This is a genomic window from Variovorax guangxiensis, from assembly GCF_003952165.1.
GTDB classification, from domain to species: Bacteria; Pseudomonadota; Gammaproteobacteria; order Burkholderiales; family Burkholderiaceae_C; genus Variovorax; species Variovorax guangxiensis.
In genome coordinates this window covers 172,678-189,635 of the sequence record NZ_RXFT01000001.1, presented here as the reverse complement: position 1 = coordinate 189,635, position 16,958 = coordinate 172,678, and the positions used below count along the sequence as shown (strand labels likewise).

Sequence of the window (16,958 nt, the reverse complement as noted above, 5' to 3'; positions counted from 1 at the left end):
GAGATGAAGAAGCGACTCCTGAAATCCATCGCCGCCCTGGCCTGCGCCGTTCCCCTGCTTGGCTGGGCCGCCTGGCCCGACAAGCCCATCCGCATGGTAGTGCCGTATGCCGCAGGCGGCGGCGCCGACAACACGGCGCGCATCGTCGCGCAGCAGATGAGCGCCGCGCTGGGCCAGCAGATCGTGATCGACAACAAGCCGGGCGCGGGCGGCGTGATCGGTGCCGACAACGTGGCCAAGGCCGCGGCAGACGGCTACACCGTGCTGTACGACGCCTCGGCGTTCTCGGTGAACCCCTCGCTGCGCAAGCTGCCCTTCGACGCGGCGAAGGACTTCATTCCGGTGTCGCTGGTGGCCACCGCGCCGCAGATCCTGGTCGTGCCCGCGACTGCGCCCTACAAGACGGTGCCGGAGTTCATCGACTACGCGCGCAAGAACCCGGGCACGCTGAGCTTCGCGTCTGCGGGCGGCGGCACCGGCTCGCACCTGGCGGGCGAGGCGCTGAACGAGCAGGCGAAGATCAACCTGATGCACGTGCCCTACAAGGGCGGCGCGCCCGCGCTGACCGACGTGATGGGCGAGCAGGTGTCGGCCTACTTCGGCAACGTGGCCTCTACGCTGAGCTACGTGAAGAGCGGCAAGCTGCGCGCGCTGGGCGTGAGCTCCAGCAAGCGCGTGCCGGGGTTGCCCGATGTGCCGACGCTGGCCGAGTCGGGCCTGCCGGGCTACAACGTGGTCGAGTGGAACGGCGTGTTCCTGCCCAAGGGCACGCCGGCCGATATCGTGCAGAAGCTGGGCAAGGCGGTGCAGGCCGCCGTCAACGCCCCCGCAGTGAACCAGAAGCTGCTGCAGCTCGGCCTGGAACCGGCCGGCACCACGCCGGAGGCCTTCGCTAAGTTCGTGAAGGACGAAACCGGCAGGGTGAGCGCGCTGGTCCGCGCGCGCAACATCAGGGTCGATTGACCCTCGCGCCCGGCGGAGTGTGAAACGGGTGTGAAACGTAGTGTGCGGGCAGCGTCCCGCAGATACAGAGGAATACGCAATCCGCTGCGCGCGCAGGCGGCCCGGCGAAGAATCGGCTCCGTTCACAGACGAACGTCCGTCACTCTTCCGAAGGAACCGCCATGCGCTTTCGCTCTTCCGCCCTCTATTTCGCAGTCGCCATCGCCGCCTCGGCGGCCGCCCTCACGCTGACCTTCGCCGCTCCATCGCCGTTCGGCGGCGACATTCCCGCCAGCGAGGCGGCGCCGGCGCCCGAATTCCAGAACATCGACAACTGGCTCAATTCGCAGCCGCTCAAGCTCAGCGAGCTGCGCGGCAAGGTGGTGCTGGTCGACTTCTGGACCTACACCTGCATCAACTGCCTGAACCACCTTCCCTACGTGAAGGACTGGAACCAGAAGTACAAGGACAAGGGCCTGGTGGTGGTCGGCGTGCACACGCCGGAGTTCGCCTTCGAGAAGTCGACGAAGAACGTGAAGGACGCCATCGAGCGCCTGCAGATCAGGCACGCGGTTGCGCAGGACAACAGCTACGGCACCTGGAAGGCCTTCAGGAACCAGTACTGGCCCGCCGTGTACCTGATCGACAAGCAGGGGAAGATCGTCTACTCGCACTTCGGCGAGGGCAGCTACGCGACCACGGAGAAGAAGATCCAGGCGCTGCTGGCCGAGCCTGCGCCCGCCGCCACCACTGCGGCTCCTTCGGGAACCTGAAGCCGCGCGGAGCAGCAGACATGAAGAAACTCTGGCTCGCCCTGCTCTTCTTCGCGGGCGGCGTCGCGCATGAAATCCGCAATCCGGTGAGCTGCCAATGCATCTCGTCCAGACGGGAAGACGGCTCGCGCAAGCCGTCGAAGTGAGGCTGAAACCGCCCTACTTCGCTGGATGATTCCGGCGGTAGAGCTCCCACTCCTCGATCTGCCTGCCATCCGGAAGCTCGCAGATGCCGTACTGCCCCTTGTCGTTCGACCTGAGGAGCGTCTTGCCCCCGAGGCTCTTGCAGTAGACCGACGCCGGGTTCGCCATGCCGACCGGCGGCGGCGCGGGCCGGGGTGGCTCGGGCTGGGCACACGCGGTGACCAGCAGAAGCGAAAGAAGCGCGCCCGCCGGGAGGAACAGTGGCTTGATCATTTCGCGAGTTTAGGCCCGCGGCTTGCGGCTCAGTCCAGCGCTTCAACGGCCGATGAGAAGACGTAGCCCTCGCTGCGCACCGTCTTGATGTAGCGCGGCTCGCGCGCATCGTCGCGCAGACGCTGGCGCAGGCGGCTCACCAGCAGGTCGATGGAGCGCTCGAAGAGTTCGGCCTCGCGGCCCTGGGTGAGGCTCAGCAGCTGGTCGCGGCTCAGCACCTTCTGGGGATGGTCGAGGAACACCATCAGCAGCCGGTACTCCGCGCCGCTGAGCGCCACCATCACGCCGCTGTCGTCGATCAGGTTGCGCGCGGTGGTATCGACCTGCCAGTCGCCGAAGGCCAGCCTCGAGGCCGACTCGGTGGAGCGCATGTTCGGCGGCAGCATGCGCGTGCGGCGCAGCACCGAGCGGATGCGCGCCAGCAGCTCGCGCGCGGAAAACGGCTTGGCCAGGTAGTCGTCGGCGCCCATCTCCAGGCCGAGGATGCGGTCGGCCTCCTCGCTTCGCGCGGTGAGCATCAGGATGGGCGTGGCCTTGTACTTGCCGGTGCGCAGGTCGCGGCACAGCGTGAGGCCGTCTTCGCCCGGCAGCATCAGGTCGAGGATGATGAGATCGAAGGGCCCCGACTCCTCCAGTGCCGCGCGCATGTGCCGCCCCGTGGGCACCGTCACCACGCGCAGGCCGTTCTTGACCAGGTAGGTGGAGAGCAGTTCGCGGATTTCCCGGTCGTCGTCGACGATGAGGATGTGGTCGGAGGTCTTGGCGATGTTCATGGCGGTGCGGCGAGGCGCCCGAGGAAAAGCGGGCAGGTGCAATGTAGCCCGGACGGGCGCCGGATCGGGCGGTTTTGTATTCCCGTGTATCCCGCGGGCGGGCCGGCCACACTATGTTGCCCGGCCGGCGCCACGGCTGCGGCCCGGGTGTGGCGGGTAATGTTGTATGTCGGGCCACGCCGCCCAACACACTGGAATACAAAGCGCCGCGCCGCGAGGCGCAAGCGGGTCTATAAACCTGCCCATGCCTACTTCCGCCGCCAGCCTTCCCGCCGACATCGCCCCGGCCTCCCCCGCCACGGGCCTGCGCCGCCTGCTGCCGCGCTCGCTGTTCTCGCGGGTGACGCTGATCATCGTCGTCGGGCTGGCCATCGCGCAGCTGCTGACCTTCATGGCCATCGGCTACGAGCGCGGCATCGCGATGCGCGAGTTGATGATGATCGGCATCGAGCGCGACATCGCCAGCTCGGTCGCCATCCTCGACCGGCTGCCCGCCGCCGAGCGCGAGGGCTGGCTGGCGCGGCTGGAGCGGCGCAACTACCACTTCGTGCTCGGCGGGAACGCACAGGGCAAGGCGCCCGACACGGCTTCGACGCAGCAGTTCGCGACCGCCATCGCCGACGCGATGCGCCCCTTCGAGATCGTGAAGATCGGCCAGGTGAGCAGCCCGCCGCAGGGTCTGCAGATCCAGGTGCGGCTGTCGGACGGCTCCTCGGTGATCGTGCATGCGCGGCGCGTGGACATGCCGGTGTCGAGCTGGGTGATGTGGCTGCTGTGGGTGCAGCTGCTGGTGCTGGCGGTGTGCGCCTGGTATGCGGTGCGGCTGGTCACGCGGCCGCTGGCGCAGCTGGCCGACGCGGCCGACGAGCTGGGCCCCGACCTGAAGGGCCTGCAGCTGGCCGAGGAAGGACCGACCGAGGTGCGGCACGCGGCCCGCGCCTTCAACGCGATGCAGAAGCGCATTGCCGGCTACATGGCCGAGCGGGTGGAGATACTCGCGGCCATCTCGCACGACCTGCAGACGCCCATCACCCGCATGCGGCTGCGCACCGACCTGATGGACGACGGCCAAGACCGCGACAAGTTCCGCCAGGACCTGGACGCCATGCACGCCCTGGTGCGCGAGGGTGTGACCTACGCGCGCACCCTGCACGGCGCCACCGAGCCGCCGCGACGCATCGACGCGGACGCGCTGTTCGAGAGCATGGTGGCCGACTACGAGGACTCGGGGCAGCAGGTGCTGCTCGAGGGCCGCGTGGGCGAGCCCATGGTGACGCGGCCGAACGCGCTGCGCCGCATCCTGACGAACCTGATCGACAACGCGCTGAAGTTCGGCACCGACGTGCGGCTGCAGGTGCATGCCAGTGCCGATGCCGGCGGCAACCGGCTCACGCTGGCCGTGATCGACAACGGCCCCGGCATTCCGCCCGACCAGCTGGAGAACGTGCTCAAGCCCTTCTACCGCGTGGAGGGCTCGCGCAACCGCAACACCGGCGGCACCGGTCTCGGCCTGGCCATCGCCCAGCAGCTGGCGACGGCAATGGGCGCGGAGCTCACGCTGCGCAACCGGGACGAAGGCGGGCTGGAAGCCCGGCTGACCATGAATACCAACGCGGCCGTGCCACCGGACTGAGCCGCCGCCCCCCCAATCACTGACCGACGAAGAAGCGGCTCGCATGGCGAGACCGCGAAGGCCCCCGCTCGCCTCCGACTTTTCTTTTCAGCCATTCATCGACAACATTCACCGACAGGAATCCGACCATGTTCCTCCTCATCGTTGCCTACCTCGGTGGCGTGCTCACCATCCTGAGCCCGTGCATCCTGCCCGTGCTCCCCTTCGTGTTCGCGCGCGCCGACCGGCCGTTCCGCTCGCACGGCCTACCGATGCTGCTGGGCATGGCGCTGGCGTTCTCGGCCGTCGCCACGCTGGCGGCCGTGGGCGGCGGCTGGGTCGTGGCGCTCAACGAGTACGGGCGCCATACGGCGATCGCGCTGCTGGCGCTGTTCGGTGTGACGCTGCTGTTTCCCTCGGTGGCCGATCGGCTGACCCGGCCGCTGGTGGCGCTGGGGCTTCGGCTGTCCGGGCCGGCGACGGACGCGAAGGCGTCGGTGTTCTCGCCGCTGCTGCTGGGCATCGGCACCGGATTCCTGTGGGCACCCTGCGCGGGGCCGATCCTGGGGCTGATCCTGACGGGTGCGGCGCTCAACGGCGCGAGCGTCGGCACCTCGCTGCTGCTGCTGGCCTATGCGGCTGGCGCGTGCACCTCGCTGGCGGCGGCGCTGCTCTTCGGCGGGCGAGTGTTCTCGGCGATGAAGGGGTCGCTGCACGCGGGCGAATGGGCTCGCCGCGTGGCCGGCGTGGCGGTGCTCGCGGGCGTGGCGGCCATCGCGTCGGGGCTGGACACGGGGCTGCTCGCGCAGCTGTCGATCGGCACGACCTCGGCGCTGGAGAAGGCCCTGGTGGAGAGGATCGGCATGCCGATGCCGTCGCAGCAGCCTGTGTCCGCGCCGCAGGCATCCGTCGACCCCGGCGGCCTGATGCTGACGTCGACGCAGCCCGAGCCCAAGAGGCCTTCGCTGACGCTGCCCGACGAGGGCATGCTCCCGTCGCTCGCAGGCGCCACCGAGTGGATCAACTCGACCCCGCTCACGCCAGAGAGCCTTCGCGGCAAGGTCGCGCTGGTCGACTTCTGGACCTACTCCTGCATCAACTGCCTGCGCACCCTGCCCTACGTTCGCGCGTGGGCCGAGAAGTACAGGGACGCCGGGCTGGTGGTGGTGGGCGTCCACACGCCGGAGTTCGCGTTCGAGAAGCAGCCGGCCAACGTGCGCCGCGCGACCAAGGACCTGGGCATCGGTTTCCCGGTGGCCGTCGACAGCAACTACGCGATCTGGCGCGCCTTCGGCAACCAGTACTGGCCGGCCTTCTATCTCGTGGACGCGCAGGGGCGCATCAGGCACCACCAGTTCGGCGAGGGGCAGTATGCGAAGTCGGAGCAGGCCATTCAGCAACTGCTGGCGGAAGGCGGCAGGCCGGTTGATTCGCGGGCACTTGTCTCGCCCGAGGGCAAGGGCACGCAAGCTGCGGCAGCCGCGGAGCCGGCTCTTTCGGGCGAGACCTACCTGGGGTACGGGCAGGCGCGCAACTTCGCGTCGCCCGGTGGCATCTCGAATGATCGCGCACGGGTCTATTCAGGGGTTTCGGCGCTGCGCATCAATCAGTGGACGCTGGCCGGCGAGTGGAAGGTGGAAGGAGAGCGTGCGGTGCTGGTGCAGCCAAACGGCCGCATCGCCTATCGCTTCCACGCGCGCGACCTGCACCTGGTGCTCGGGCCATCGGCGGACGGGAAGCCGGTGCGCTTCAGGGTACGGATCGACGGCGCGCCGCCGCTCACTGACCATGGCACGGACACCGACGCGCAAGGCAACGGCGTCATCGACGGGCAGCGGCTCTATCAGCTGGTGCGACAGACGTCGGACGTGAAGGACCGACTGTTCGAGATCGAGTTTCTGGACGCGGGCGCGCAGGCCTACGCGTTCACATTCGGCTGATGATGGACGGCGGGGCAGCGCTCATCTCCCTGCTGCCTGAAGATGCGAAGGATGCTAAAGATGCTGAGTGATGAGCACCACGGCTCCGGCGATGGAGATGGCGCCGCCGACGAGTCTTCTGAATGCTTTCATGGCGTGATCCTGGAGTGGGAGTGACGCCTGATGGTGCCGCAGGAGCGACGCTTCGTGGGTTGGGAATCCTCATCCGCGGGATAGGAAACACCAACCTCCCGACGCGGCTTCTTCAGGCGGGCCTCGCCCCCCTCTTCGACGGCGCGTCCTGCGAGACGAGCCGTTCTCTTGCGAACTGGCTGGCCCGCAACCGCACGCGCTGCAGCGCGGCTTCCAGCGTGGGCTGCTGCATGAAGACCAGCACGCCGCGCCTGAGCCCTCGCAGATTCAGTTCGGCAACGCCGGCGTAACGGCCGTTGGTGGTGCGCTTGATGTCGATGCGGCTGGACCAGCCATCGGGCAGGTCGACGAGGAGTTGCAGTTGCTGTGCGGGATTCATGTTGGGCGCGAAGGATAGGCGCGAAGGCACAGCAAACAAAGGAACTAATTCCGGGGCGTCCGCATTTCTTCGGAATCGCCGCACGAGAGCCCCGAAACAGGCGACTCGTCCTCGATGTCTCCCAGATTGGTCGCGATCATCGCCTTGCCCGCCTCCCTCCGGCGGGCTCCTCCCTCCGACCCCATGCGAGAACGGGGTCCTTCAGCTCACCCTTGGGTGAGCTTTTTTTTGGCCGCGGCGATCGGGGGGCCCAAAGAAAAACGGCTTACGCCTTTTGAGCGTAAGCCGTTGTTCCATCTACTGACTTTGGTCGGTGTGAAAGGATTCGAACCTTCGACCCCTTGCACCCCATGCAAGTGCGCTACCAGGCTGCGCCACACACCGAAGCTCTCGATTATAGCCTTGGAAATTCAGCGCCCGACGGTCAGCAGCTCACGAATTTCAAATAGTTCGCGACGAAGGTGCAGCAGCTGCGAAAGATCGGCCGTCTGCACGGCTGCGGACGCGGGCGAATCCTCGACGATGGTGGCGTCGAACTCCTCCTGGTCGATCTCGATGGCCTCCACGCCTTCGAGCGGCACTTCGCCCGCCTTGCGGCGGTCGCGCTCGCCCTGCACCAGTTCCTGCAGTTTGTTGCGCGCGCCGCTGATCGTGAAGCCCTGGTCGTAGAGCAGATCGCGGATGCGGCGGATCATGAGCACCTCGTGGTGCTGGTAGTAGCGGCGGTTGCCGCGCCGCTTCATCGGGCGCAGCTGCGTGAACTCCTGCTCCCAATAACGCAGCACGTGCGGCTTGACGCCGCACAGCTCGCCGACCTCACCGATGGTGAAGTAGCGTTTGACGGGGATCGGAGGGAGCGTTTTCTCCATTGAAATCAAGACTGTGCGCGGGAAACCTCAGAGATTACTCTACGCGGCCGCGCAGCACCAAGCACTTATTCGGAGCCGAGGCTCCACTCGACTTCGGATGTCCCGCCTTGATCGATGCTTCCGTGAATCTGCTCCTTGAGCTTGGCGCTCGCATGGAACGTCGCCACGCGGCGCTCGCCGATCGGAATGGCTTCGCCTGTGCGCGGATTGCGCCCGGGCCGGGGCGCCTTCACGCGGATCTGGAAGTTGCCGAAGCCCGAGATCTTCACGTCCGTGCCTTCGATGAGGCTGTTGGCCACGAGCTCGAAGAACGCCTCGACCATGTCCTTGGACTCACGCTTGTTCAGGCCGATCTGCTCGAACAGCAGGTCGGCGAGATGCGCCTTGGTGAGCGCAGGCGTTTCCAGAGCCTCGAGCGTGAATTCGGCAGCGTTCATTCTCATCACCCCCTCAAGCGGCCGCCGAGCTTGGCGCCCAGTTGTTCGACGATCGCGCGGACAGCGGGCTCGACCTGCTCGTCCGTCAGCGTGGCGCTGTCGCTCTGGAAGCTCAGGCGCACCGCCATGCTCTTCTCGCCCTGCGCCAGCGCGCCGGCGGCGGCCACCGCACCGTCGCGCAGCGGCTGCGGACGGTAGATGTCGAACAGCACGGCGTCGCGCAGCAGGCCCTTGGCCGCTGCGGTGGAGCGGATGGCCTGCATCAGCGCGTCGTGCGTGACCGCCTCGGCCACCACGACGGCGATGTCGCGCTCGACGGCCTGGTGCCTGGGCACCGGCTGCGCCACGGGCACGAGGCGCGCGGTGACGGCGTCGAGGTCGAGTTCGAACAGCACGGGCGCCTGCGCGAAGTCCCACTTCTGGCGCCAGCGCGGATGCAGTTCGCCGACGAAGCCGATGGCCTTGCCGTCGACCAGCACGCGTGCCGAACGGCCCGGGTGCAGGGCCGGATGCTCGGCCGCCTCGAAGACGGGCCGCAGCGGCGCGAGCAGCGCCTCGACGTCGCCTTTCACGTCGTAGAAATCGATGCGCTGCGGCTTGCCGTCCCAGCGCGCCTCGTCGGCGTCGCCCCATGCGAGGCCCGCCACGCGCATCGGCTGGCTCACGCCGCGCACGGTGCTGTCGGTGGTGACGACGCTGTCGTCGCGCATGAACACGCGCCCCAGCTCGAACACGCGCACGCGCGGCGCCTTGCGGTCGAGGTTGAACTTGAGCACCTGCAGCAGCGACCCCATCAGCGAAGAGCGCATCACGCTCATCTGGCTGGCGATGGGGTTCAGCAGCTTCACGGGGTTGGCGTTGCCGGCCAGGTCCTGCTCCCAGTGCGCTTCGACGAAGCTGAAGTTGATCGTTTCCTGGTAGCCCAGCGCGGCGATGCTGCGACGAACTGCGAAGCGGCTGCGCTGCGCCTCGGGACGCACGCGCGCGGTGATGGGCGCGAGCGGCGCGGTGGTCGGCAGGTTGTTGAAGCCGATCAGGCGCGCGACCTCCTCGATCAGGTCTTCCTCGATCAGCAGGTCGAAGCGGTGCGGCGGCGGGGTCACGGTCAGCGTGCCTTCGCCTTCGGTGATGGCGAAGCCGAGGCGGTTCAGCGCCTCGGCGCACTGGGCCTGCGTCAGCGGCATGCCGATCACGCGCGAGGCGCGCGCCACACGCAGCGTGACGGGCACGGCTTGAGGCACGCTCAGCGTCTGGTCGTCCATGCGGCCGGCCTGGCCGCCGCAGATCTCGGCGATCAGCTGCGTGATGCGCTCGATGATCTGGACCGTGCGGCTCGGATCGACGCCGCGCTCGTAGCGATGTCCCGCGTCGGTCGAGAAGTTGAAGCGGCGCGAACGCCCCTGCACGGCCTCGGGCCACCAGAAGGCGGCTTCGACGTAGATGTTGCGCGTGTCGTCCGACACCGAGGTGGCATCGCCGCCCATGATGCCGGCGAGCGACTCGACTTCGCGGTCGTCGGCGATCACGCCGACCTTGTCGTCGACGGTGATCGTGTTGCCATTGAGCAGCTTGAGCTGCTCGCCCGGCTTGCCCCAGCGCACCGTGAGGCCGCCGTGGATCTTGTCGAGGTCGAAGATGTGGCTGGGCTGGCCGTACTCGAACATCACGTAGTTGGAGATGTCGACCAGCGGCGTCACGCTGCGCTGGCCGCAGCGCGCGAGGCGCTCGACCATCCAGGCCGGCGTCGCGACCTTGGTGTTCACGCCGCGCATGATGCGGCCCGAGAAGCGGCCGCAGAGCTCGGCGGCCTCGACCTTCACCGGCAGCACGTCGGCGAACGAGGTGGCGACCGGTGCGATCTCGGGCGTCTTGAGCGGCGCGCCGGTGAGAGCGGCCAGCTCGCGTGCCACGCCGTAGACGCTGAGGCCGTGCGCCAGGTTGGGCGTGAGCTTCAGCGTGAGCAGCATGTCGTCGAGCTTGAGCACGTCGCGCACGTCGGCACCGATGGGCGCATCGGCGTCGAGCTCGAGCAGGCCGCCGTGGTCTTCGCTCAGCTGCAGTTCGCGCGCCGAGCACAGCATGCCCTGGCTTTCCACGCCGCGCAGCTTGCCGAGCTTGATGAGAAAGGGCTTGCCGTCCTCACCCGGCGGCAGTTCGGCGCCGACCAGCGCGCACGGCACCTTGATGCCGACGCGCGCATTGGGCGCGCCGCACACGATGTTCAGCAGGGCACCCTGCCCCGCGTCGACCTGGCACACGCGCAGGCGATCGGCATTCGGGTGCTGCACGGCTTCCTTGATTTCGCCGACCACGATGCGCGTGAAAGGCGGCGCCACCGGACGGCGCTCTTCCACCTCGAAGCCGCCCATGGTGAGCGTTTCGGCCAGTGCGGCGCTGTCGATGGGCGGGTTGCAGAACTCGCGCAGCCAGGATTCCGGGAATTGCATCTCTTCGATCTCGATCTGGTTTTTTCTGTGATGGGGTGCTTACTGGAACTGCGAGAGAAAACGCAGGTCGCCGTCGAAGAAGAGGCGCAGGTCGTTCACGCCGTAGCGCAGCATCGTGAGCCGGTCGGGGCCCATGCCGAAGGCGAAGCCGATGTAGCGCTCGGGGTCGAGACCCATGTTGCGCACCACGTTCGGGTGCACCTGGCCCGAGCCCGACACTTCGAGCCAGCGGCCGGCCAGCGGGCCGCTCGCGAACTGGATGTCGATCTCGGCGCTCGGCTCGGTGAACGGGAAGAAGCTCGGGCGAAAGCGCAGCACGAGGTCGTCGCGCTCGAAGAAGGTGCGGCAGAAGTCGGTGAAGACGACCTTCAGGTCCTTGAAGCTCACGTTCTCGCCAAGCCACAGGCCTTCGCACTGGTGGAACATGGGCGAGTGGGTGGCGTCGCTGTCGACGCGGTAGGTGCGGCCCGGGGCGATCACGCGGATCTCGGGCGCCTTCACGGCGCCGGTGGTGTCGGCCGCGGCCGCGGCGAACTCGGCGGCGTACTTCTTGATGTGCTGGTGGGCGTAGCGCACCTGCATCGGGCTCGTGTGCGGACGCAGGTTGTAGGGGATGCCGTCGTCGCCGTTCAGGTCGACGTAGAAGGTGTCCTGCATCGAACGCGCAGGATGGTTCGGCGGGTTGTTGAGCGAGGTGAAGCTGTGCCAGTCGCTCTCGATCTCGGGGCCGTCGGCCACGTCGAAGCCCATGCTGGAGAAGATCTCTTCGATGCGCTCCAGGGTGCGGCTCACAGGGTGGAGGCCGCCCGAAATGCGGCGGCGGCCGGGCAGGCTCACGTCGAGCGCCTCGGCACGCAGTTGCAGCGAGAGCTCCTCGTCGGCCAGCTGCTGGCGGCGGTCGGTCAGCGCGGCTTCGATGGCTTGCTTGGCGACGTTGATGGCGGCGCCGCGGGACTTCTTCTCTTCGACACTCAGCGCGGCCATGCCCTTCATCAGCTCGGTGATGCGGCCCGACTTGCCGAGGAACTGGGCCTTGGCGTTTTCAAGCTCGGCGGGTGTCTTCGCTTCGGCGAAGGCGGCACGTGCGGTGTCGACCAGGGAGTCCAACTCGTTCATAGCAACAAAAATCTTCGAGGGGAAATAAAAAAGAGCTGGAGCCTTTTCAAGCGCCAGCCCTTGAGCCGTGGGCGCAGGAAGCTGCCCGAAGGCAGCGCCCCGCTGTGCAGAATCAAGCAGCCAGCTTGGCCTTGACCTGCTCCACGATGCCGGCAAAAGCGGCCTTGTCGTGCACGGCGATGTCCGCAAGCATCTTGCGGTCGATCTCGATACCGGCCTTGCGGATGCCGTTGGCGAACTGGCTGTAGGTCAGGCCCAGTTCACGCGAGGCGGCGTTGATACGCGCAATCCACAGCTGACGGAACACGCGCTTCTTGGTACGGCGGTCACGGTAGGCGTATTGGCCTGCCTTCATCACCGCCTGTTTGGCGACGCGGAAGACATTGCCGCGGCGACCGCGGAAACCCTTGGCGAGTGCGAGAACTTTCTTGTGGCGGGCGCGAGCCGTTACACCACGTTTGACGCGAGGCATGTGTGTACTCCTTGTTCGTCTGAGTTAGATGCTACGGCCGGGCAGCATGGCGGCGACAGAAACCATGTTGGTTTCATGCACTGCGACTGCACCACGCAGGTGACGCTTGTTCTTGGTGGTCTTCTTCGTCAGGATGTGACGCTTGAAGGCTTGACCGCGCTTGACGGTGCCACCGGGACGAACGCGGAAACGTTTTTTCGCGCTGCTCTTGGTCTTCATTTTGGGCATGTGAATGCTCCTTTAGTTTGTGCTCGTGAGGCGCCATGGATGCTCCACGGACTTGTTGGCCCCGAGACACTTCTTCATCCCGCCCTCGCCTGCATTTCTTTCGAAATGCGGGCAATGACGAAATCCCTTCAAAACCTCTCTAACGCGGCTCCAGCTTTCGGCCCATCAGGCCGCAGCGGGCGTCGCTGCCGGAGCGGCGCCGGCATCGGCTGCCGGCTTCTGCTGCCCACCGCCGCCTGGCTTCTTGCGGCCCGGCGCGATCATCATGATCATCTGCCGGCCTTCGAGCTTCGGGAACTGCTCGACGATGATCGAGTCGCCCAGCTCGTCGCGGATGCGCTGCAGCAGGGCCAGGCCGAGTTCCTGGTGCGTGATCTCGCGGCCGCGGAAGCGAAGCGTGATCTTGCACTTGTCACCCTCATCAAGAAAGCGCCGGATGTTGCGCATCTTGATGTTGTAGTCGCCATCGTCGGTACCGGGCCGGAACTTGATTTCCTTGACCTCGATGACCTTCTGCTTCGACTTCGCCTCGGCCGCCTTCTTCTGCTCGTGGTACTTGAACTTGCCGTACTCGATCAGGCGGCACACGGGCGGGTTGGCCGCCGCGACGACCTCTACCAGGTCCACGTCCTGCTCACCGGCAAGGCGTAGAGCCTCTGCAAGACTCACGACACCCAATTGCTCGTTATCCGGGCCGATCAGGCGGACTTCCGGGGCCATGATTTCCCGGTTCAGGCGGTGTTGGCGTTCCTCGCGGTGGCGGCGGTCGCGGAATGCAGTAGCGATGGTCAGAATCCTTCAAAATTTGCTACAAAATCTGTAGCGAACGCCGCTCAGCCCTCGCGGACAAGCGGCACGATTTGGCAGGGAAACATGTGGGGTGTTTCGAGGACAAATCAACGCTTGTCGGCAACATCCTGAACGAGCCGCTGCACGAACGATTCGAGGGACATTGCACCGAGGTCTTGATTGCCCCGGGCGCGCACTGCGACGGCACCTGCTTCCTTTTCCTTGTCGCCCACGACAACGATGTAAGGGAGCTTTTGCAACGAATGCTTCCGTATTTTATACGTAATCTTTTCGTTGTGCAGGTCGAGCTGGACCCTAAGCCCTTGATTTTGCAGCGTTTTCGCAACTTCAGCAGCGTAATCCGCCTGCCCTTCGCTGATATTCAGCACCGCAACCTGCACCGGCGCGAGCCATGCGGGCATTGCGCCGGAGTGGTGTTCGATCAGCATGCCGATGAAGCGCTCCAGGCTGCCGACGATCGCGCGATGCAGCATCACGGGGTGCGCGCGACCGCTCGATTCCGTCACGTATTCGCCACCCAGGCGCTCGGCCGTGTTGAAGTCGACCTGCATCGTGCCGCACTGCCACTGGCGGCCGATGGCATCGCGCAGCGTGTATTCGATCTTCGGGCCGTAGAAGGCTCCATCGCCCGGCGCGATGACGAAGTCGACGCCCGACCGGCGCAGCGACTCCATCACCGCATGCTCGGCCTTGTCCCACAGCTCGTCGGAGCCGACGCGGTTCTCCGGACGCGTCGCCACCTTGTAGAGGATGTCCGTGAAGCCGAAGTCGGCATAGACCTTCTGCAGTTGGGCCGTGTAGGCAATGCATTCGTCGAGGATCTGGTCTTCCGTGCAGAAGATATGGCCGTCGTCCTGCGTGAAGCCGCGCACGCGCATGATGCCGTGCAGCGCGCCGCTGGGCTCGTTGCGGTGGCACTGGCCGAACTCGCCGTAGCGCAGCGGCAGGTCGCGGTAGCTGCGCAGGTCGCTCTTGAAGATGAGCACGTGGCCCGGGCAGTTCATCGGCTTGAGCGCGTACTCGCGCTTTTCCGACTCCGTCGTGAACATGTTGTCGCGGTAGTTCTGCCAGTGGCCCGTTTTCTCCCACAGGCTCTTGTCGAGGATCTGCGGCCCCTTCACTTCCCAGTAGCCCGTGTCGCGGTAGATGGCACGCATGTACTGCTCCACCGCCTGCCAGATCGCCCAGCCCTTCGGATGCCAGAACACCACGCCCGGCGCCACTTCGTCGATGTGGAACAGGTCGAGCTCCTTGCCAAGCCGGCGGTGGTCGCGCTTCTCGGCTTCCTCGATGCGCTGGATGTACTGGTCGAGCTGCTTCTTGTCGGCCCAGGCCGTGCCGTAGATGCGCTGCAGCTGCTCGTTCTTGGCGTCGCCGCGCCAGTAGGCGCCGGCCAGCTTCGTGAGCTTGAAGACCTTCAGGAAGCGCGTGTTCGGCACGTGCGGGCCGCGGCACATGTCGACGTATTCCTGGTGGTAGTACAGGCCCATGGCCTGCTCGTCGGGCATGTCCTCGACCAGGCGCAGCTTGTAGTCCTCGCCGCGCGACTTGAAGACATCGATGACCTCGGCGCGCGGCGTCATCTTCTTGATCACGTCGTAGTCCTGCGCGATCAGCTCGCGCATGCGCGCCTCGATGGCGGCCATGTCCTCGGGCGTGAACGGGCGCTCGTAGGCGATGTCGTAGTAGAAGCCCTCGTCGATCACGGGCCCGATCACCATCTTGGCCGTCGGGTAGAGCTGCTTCACCGCGTGGCCGACCAGGTGGGCCGTCGAGTGGCGGATGATCTCCAGGCCCTCTTCGTCCTTGGGCGTGATGATCTGCAGCTTCGCGTCATGGTCGATGACGTCGCTGGCATCGACGAGCCGGCCGTCGACCTTGCCGGCCACCGTCATCTTGGCCAGGCCGGGGCCGATGGACTGGGCGACTTCGGCCACCGAGACCGGGCCAGGGAACTCGCGGCGCGAGTTGTCGGGGAGCGTGATCTGGATCATTTTGGGAAAACCTCGGTGAGAAAAACAAAAAAGCGCGGTGGATGACCGCGCTTTGCTTGGTTGTGTAGCTGGCGAAAACCAGCGAGCGCGGGGCTACCGGCCTTTTCCTTCGGTGAAGAAAAAGCCGCCGAAACCTTGCCGGGTAGTTCGCGGTGTCATAACCAAGGTGCCTTTCTCGCTCTTGTTGGAGTGCAGAGCCGGCAATTCTAGCCGCTGCCCGCTCAGGACGAGGCCGCAGTGTTCTTCAGTCCCAACACTTCGATCGGTTCGATCGACGGCGGCGCGGCAAACAGCTCAGGGGCCTTCGCCATCAACGCCTGGGCGATCGGACCGGTCAGGTGGGCCTGGCGGGCGGCCTCGTTCTCGAAAGCATCGAACACGCCGAAGGTGGTCGGCGACAGGCGCAGCGCAAACCAGATCGGCGTGGTCTTCTCGTCACGGGCCATCCCAAGGCCGGCCTCCAGGAACTTCTCGACATCGCTTTCCTTGCCAGGCTTGGCTTCGAGGCGGGCGAACAGTGCGTACTTGATCATGGGTCAATCTCCTGAGTGTTGAACGGCGCGCGACATTGCGCGGCGTTGGCATGAACTCTAGGCAGCCGCCGCCTCTGTAGCCATTGGCGTTTTTGACATCTTTGATATCGTTATGGCCATGAAACTCGACATACTCGCCCTGGATGGCGTGTTCGACACCGGCCTGTCCACCGTGCTCGACGTTTTCACCACTGCCAACGAACTCACAGCCATGCTGCAGCTCGACGTGGCGCCCTTCGAAGTCGTTGTGAGGGGCGTCCGCAAGCGCGTGCGGACCTCGCAGGGCTTCGCCGTGCCGGTCGCCCGCGCGCTCGGCGCCGGCACGGCCGACTGGCTGATCGTTCCCGCGCTGGGCTGCAAGATGCCCGAAACGCTGGAGCCCGCCCTAGCCCGCCCCGACGTGCGCGACGCCTGCGCCGCACTGCGCGAACGCTCGGATCGAGGCGCCAACGTGGCCGCCGCCTGCATCGGCACCTTCGTGCTCGCCGAGTCGGGCGTGCTCGACCGGCACAAGGCGACCACGACCTGGTGGCTCGCCACGCTGTTCCGCCAGCGCTACCCCGGCGTGCAACTGGAAGACTCGCGCATGCTGGTCAGCTCGGGCCATCTGGTCACCGCCGGCGCCGCACTGAGCCATGTCGACCTGGCACTGTGGATCGTTCGCCAGGCCAGCCCCGAGCTCGCCACGCTGGTGGCGCGCTACCTGATCGTCGACTCGCGCCCGTCGCAGTCGGCCTACGTGATCTCCGACCATCTCTCGCACTCCGATCCGCTGGTCGAGCGCTTCGAGCGCTGGGCGCGCGGCCGGCTGGCCGAGGGCTTCTCGCTCGACGAGGCGGCGCTGGCCGCGGGAACAAGCAAGCGCACGCTGGCCCGCCGCATGCAGCAGGTGCTGGGCAAGAGCCCGCTCTCGTACGTGCAGGACCTGCGTGTCGAGCGCGCCGTGCACCTGCTCAAGACCAGCGACAAGAGCCTGGAGCAGATCGCCGGCATGGTCGGCTATGCCGACGGCGTCACGCTGCGCACCCTGCTGCGCCAGCGGCTGGGACGCGGCGTACGCGAAGTGCGGCTCGAGGCCTGATCT

General features: G+C 66.4%; 18 protein-coding genes and 1 tRNA gene. 6 read left to right on the top strand and 13 right to left on the bottom strand.

Annotation, left to right across the window (positions count from 1 at the left end; genetic code table 11):
- The first annotated feature begins 3 nt into the window (after positions 1–3).
- The 3 genes from EJP67_RS00905 to EJP67_RS34095 all read left to right on the top strand — a co-directional run bounded on the left by EJP67_RS00905 (position 4) and on the right by EJP67_RS34095 (position 1,861).
- Complete coding sequence (locus tag EJP67_RS00905) at positions 4–963, top strand: Bug family tripartite tricarboxylate transporter substrate binding protein (protein ID WP_126018459.1); 960 nt, start codon at positions 4–6, stop codon at positions 961–963.
- Between the two features lie 161 nt (positions 964–1,124).
- Positions 1,125–1,715, top strand: a complete 591-nt coding sequence (locus EJP67_RS00900) for a thioredoxin family protein (protein ID WP_126018457.1) — start codon at positions 1,125–1,127, stop codon at positions 1,713–1,715.
- A gap of 20 nt (positions 1,716–1,735) precedes the next feature.
- A complete protein-coding gene (locus EJP67_RS34095) occupies positions 1,736–1,861 on the top strand; it encodes a hypothetical protein (protein ID WP_276312228.1) in 126 nt (41 codons plus the stop codon).
- A 13-nt stretch (positions 1,862–1,874) separates the two neighbouring features.
- On the opposite strand, the gene EJP67_RS00895 is transcribed toward EJP67_RS34095, so the two are convergent.
- Both EJP67_RS00895 and EJP67_RS00890 read right to left on the bottom strand, forming a co-directional pair.
- Positions 1,875–2,132, bottom strand: coding sequence for a putative hemolysin (locus EJP67_RS00895; protein WP_126018455.1), 258 nt, complete (start codon positions 2,130–2,132; stop codon positions 1,875–1,877).
- Between the two features lie 29 nt (positions 2,133–2,161).
- Complete coding sequence (locus EJP67_RS00890; protein ID WP_126018453.1) at positions 2,162–2,905, bottom strand: response regulator; 744 nt, start codon at positions 2,903–2,905, stop codon at positions 2,162–2,164.
- Between the two features lie 244 nt (positions 2,906–3,149).
- On the opposite strand from EJP67_RS00890, the gene EJP67_RS00885 reads away from it, so the two are divergent.
- Both EJP67_RS00885 and EJP67_RS00880 read left to right on the top strand, forming a co-directional pair.
- Complete coding sequence (locus tag EJP67_RS00885; protein WP_126018451.1) at positions 3,150–4,538, top strand: ATP-binding protein; 1,389 nt, start codon at positions 3,150–3,152, stop codon at positions 4,536–4,538.
- Positions 4,539–4,666: 128 nt separating this feature from the next.
- Complete coding sequence (locus EJP67_RS00880; RefSeq protein WP_126018449.1) at positions 4,667–6,457, top strand: cytochrome c biogenesis protein DipZ; 1,791 nt, start codon at positions 4,667–4,669, stop codon at positions 6,455–6,457.
- 244 nt (positions 6,458–6,701) lie between these two features.
- Here EJP67_RS00880 and EJP67_RS00875 read toward each other — a convergent pair whose 3' ends face one another.
- From EJP67_RS00875 to EJP67_RS00825, 11 genes are all read right to left on the bottom strand, one after another.
- Entirely contained in the window at positions 6,702–6,968 is a 267-nt protein-coding gene (locus EJP67_RS00875; RefSeq protein ID WP_126018447.1) for a hypothetical protein, read from the bottom strand.
- A gap of 307 nt (positions 6,969–7,275) precedes the next feature.
- Positions 7,276–7,352 (bottom strand) — tRNA-Pro (locus EJP67_RS00870).
- 26 nt (positions 7,353–7,378) lie between these two features.
- Positions 7,379–7,837, bottom strand: coding sequence for a MerR family transcriptional regulator (locus EJP67_RS00865; protein ID WP_126018445.1), 459 nt, complete (start codon positions 7,835–7,837; stop codon positions 7,379–7,381).
- A gap of 65 nt (positions 7,838–7,902) precedes the next feature.
- A complete protein-coding gene (locus EJP67_RS00860) occupies positions 7,903–8,274 on the bottom strand; it encodes an integration host factor subunit alpha (protein WP_126018443.1) in 372 nt (123 codons plus the stop codon).
- A 5-nt stretch (positions 8,275–8,279) separates the two neighbouring features.
- Positions 8,280–10,721: a phenylalanine--tRNA ligase subunit beta gene (gene pheT, locus EJP67_RS00855; RefSeq protein ID WP_126018441.1), complete on the bottom strand. Its 2,442-nt coding sequence runs from the start codon at positions 10,719–10,721 to the stop codon at positions 8,280–8,282.
- 39 nt (positions 10,722–10,760) lie between these two features.
- Positions 10,761–11,837: a phenylalanine--tRNA ligase subunit alpha gene (pheS, locus tag EJP67_RS00850; RefSeq protein WP_126018439.1), complete on the bottom strand. Its 1,077-nt coding sequence runs from the start codon at positions 11,835–11,837 to the stop codon at positions 10,761–10,763.
- Between the two features lie 112 nt (positions 11,838–11,949).
- Positions 11,950–12,309: a 50S ribosomal protein L20 gene (gene rplT / locus EJP67_RS00845; RefSeq protein ID WP_007832499.1), complete on the bottom strand. Its 360-nt coding sequence runs from the start codon at positions 12,307–12,309 to the stop codon at positions 11,950–11,952.
- Positions 12,310–12,333: 24 nt separating this feature from the next.
- Positions 12,334–12,537 carry a 50S ribosomal protein L35 gene (gene rpmI, locus EJP67_RS00840; RefSeq protein WP_126018437.1) on the bottom strand — a complete coding sequence of 68 codons (204 nt, stop codon included), beginning with the start codon at positions 12,535–12,537 and terminating at the stop codon, positions 12,334–12,336.
- A 165-nt stretch (positions 12,538–12,702) separates the two neighbouring features.
- Positions 12,703–13,332 carry a translation initiation factor IF-3 gene (gene infC / locus EJP67_RS00835; protein ID WP_126018435.1) on the bottom strand — a complete coding sequence of 210 codons (630 nt, stop codon included), beginning with the start codon at positions 13,330–13,332 and terminating at the stop codon, positions 12,703–12,705.
- Between the two features lie 101 nt (positions 13,333–13,433).
- Complete coding sequence (gene thrS / locus EJP67_RS00830) at positions 13,434–15,341, bottom strand: threonine--tRNA ligase (RefSeq protein ID WP_126018433.1); 1,908 nt, start codon at positions 15,339–15,341, stop codon at positions 13,434–13,436.
- A gap of 221 nt (positions 15,342–15,562) precedes the next feature.
- Positions 15,563–15,874 (bottom strand): putative quinol monooxygenase, encoded by a 312-nt coding sequence (locus EJP67_RS00825; RefSeq protein ID WP_126018431.1) that lies wholly within the window; start codon positions 15,872–15,874, stop codon positions 15,563–15,565.
- Between the two features lie 118 nt (positions 15,875–15,992).
- On the opposite strand from EJP67_RS00825, the gene EJP67_RS00820 reads away from it, so the two are divergent.
- Positions 15,993–16,955: a GlxA family transcriptional regulator gene (locus EJP67_RS00820; RefSeq protein ID WP_126018429.1), complete on the top strand. Its 963-nt coding sequence runs from the start codon at positions 15,993–15,995 to the stop codon at positions 16,953–16,955.
- The last annotated feature ends 3 nt before the right edge of the window (positions 16,956–16,958 follow it).

Excerpts from the sequence above, each read along its gene's own strand:
- EJP67_RS00905 (WP_126018459.1), top strand. The coding sequence starts at position 4 with ATGAAGAAGCGACTCCTGAAATCCATCGCCGCCCTGGCCTGCGCCGTT.
- EJP67_RS00900 (WP_126018457.1), top strand. The coding sequence starts at position 1,125 with ATGCGCTTTCGCTCTTCCGCCCTCTATTTCGCAGTCGCCATCGCCGCC.
- EJP67_RS34095 (WP_276312228.1), top strand. The coding sequence starts at position 1,736 with ATGAAGAAACTCTGGCTCGCCCTGCTCTTCTTCGCGGGCGGCGTCGCG.
- EJP67_RS00895 (WP_126018455.1), bottom strand. The coding sequence starts at position 2,132 with ATGATCAAGCCACTGTTCCTCCCGGCGGGCGCGCTTCTTTCGCTTCTG.
- EJP67_RS00890 (WP_126018453.1), bottom strand. The coding sequence starts at position 2,905 with ATGAACATCGCCAAGACCTCCGACCACATCCTCATCGTCGACGACGAC.
- EJP67_RS00885 (WP_126018451.1), top strand. The coding sequence starts at position 3,150 with ATGCCTACTTCCGCCGCCAGCCTTCCCGCCGACATCGCCCCGGCCTCC.
- EJP67_RS00880 (WP_126018449.1), top strand. The coding sequence starts at position 4,667 with ATGTTCCTCCTCATCGTTGCCTACCTCGGTGGCGTGCTCACCATCCTG.
- EJP67_RS00875 (WP_126018447.1), bottom strand. The coding sequence starts at position 6,968 with ATGAATCCCGCACAGCAACTGCAACTCCTCGTCGACCTGCCCGATGGC.
- EJP67_RS00865 (WP_126018445.1), bottom strand. The coding sequence starts at position 7,837 with ATGGAGAAAACGCTCCCTCCGATCCCCGTCAAACGCTACTTCACCATC.
- EJP67_RS00860 (WP_126018443.1), bottom strand. The coding sequence starts at position 8,274 with ATGAACGCTGCCGAATTCACGCTCGAGGCTCTGGAAACGCCTGCGCTC.
- pheT (WP_126018441.1), bottom strand. The coding sequence starts at position 10,721 with ATGCAATTCCCGGAATCCTGGCTGCGCGAGTTCTGCAACCCGCCCATC.
- pheS (WP_126018439.1), bottom strand. The coding sequence starts at position 11,837 with ATGAACGAGTTGGACTCCCTGGTCGACACCGCACGTGCCGCCTTCGCC.
- rplT (WP_007832499.1), bottom strand. The coding sequence starts at position 12,309 with ATGCCTCGCGTCAAACGTGGTGTAACGGCTCGCGCCCGCCACAAGAAA.
- rpmI (WP_126018437.1), bottom strand. The coding sequence starts at position 12,537 with ATGCCCAAAATGAAGACCAAGAGCAGCGCGAAAAAACGTTTCCGCGTT.
- thrS (WP_126018433.1), bottom strand. The coding sequence starts at position 15,341 with ATGATCCAGATCACGCTCCCCGACAACTCGCGCCGCGAGTTCCCTGGC.
- EJP67_RS00825 (WP_126018431.1), bottom strand. The coding sequence starts at position 15,874 with ATGATCAAGTACGCACTGTTCGCCCGCCTCGAAGCCAAGCCTGGCAAG.
- EJP67_RS00820 (WP_126018429.1), top strand. The coding sequence starts at position 15,993 with ATGAAACTCGACATACTCGCCCTGGATGGCGTGTTCGACACCGGCCTG.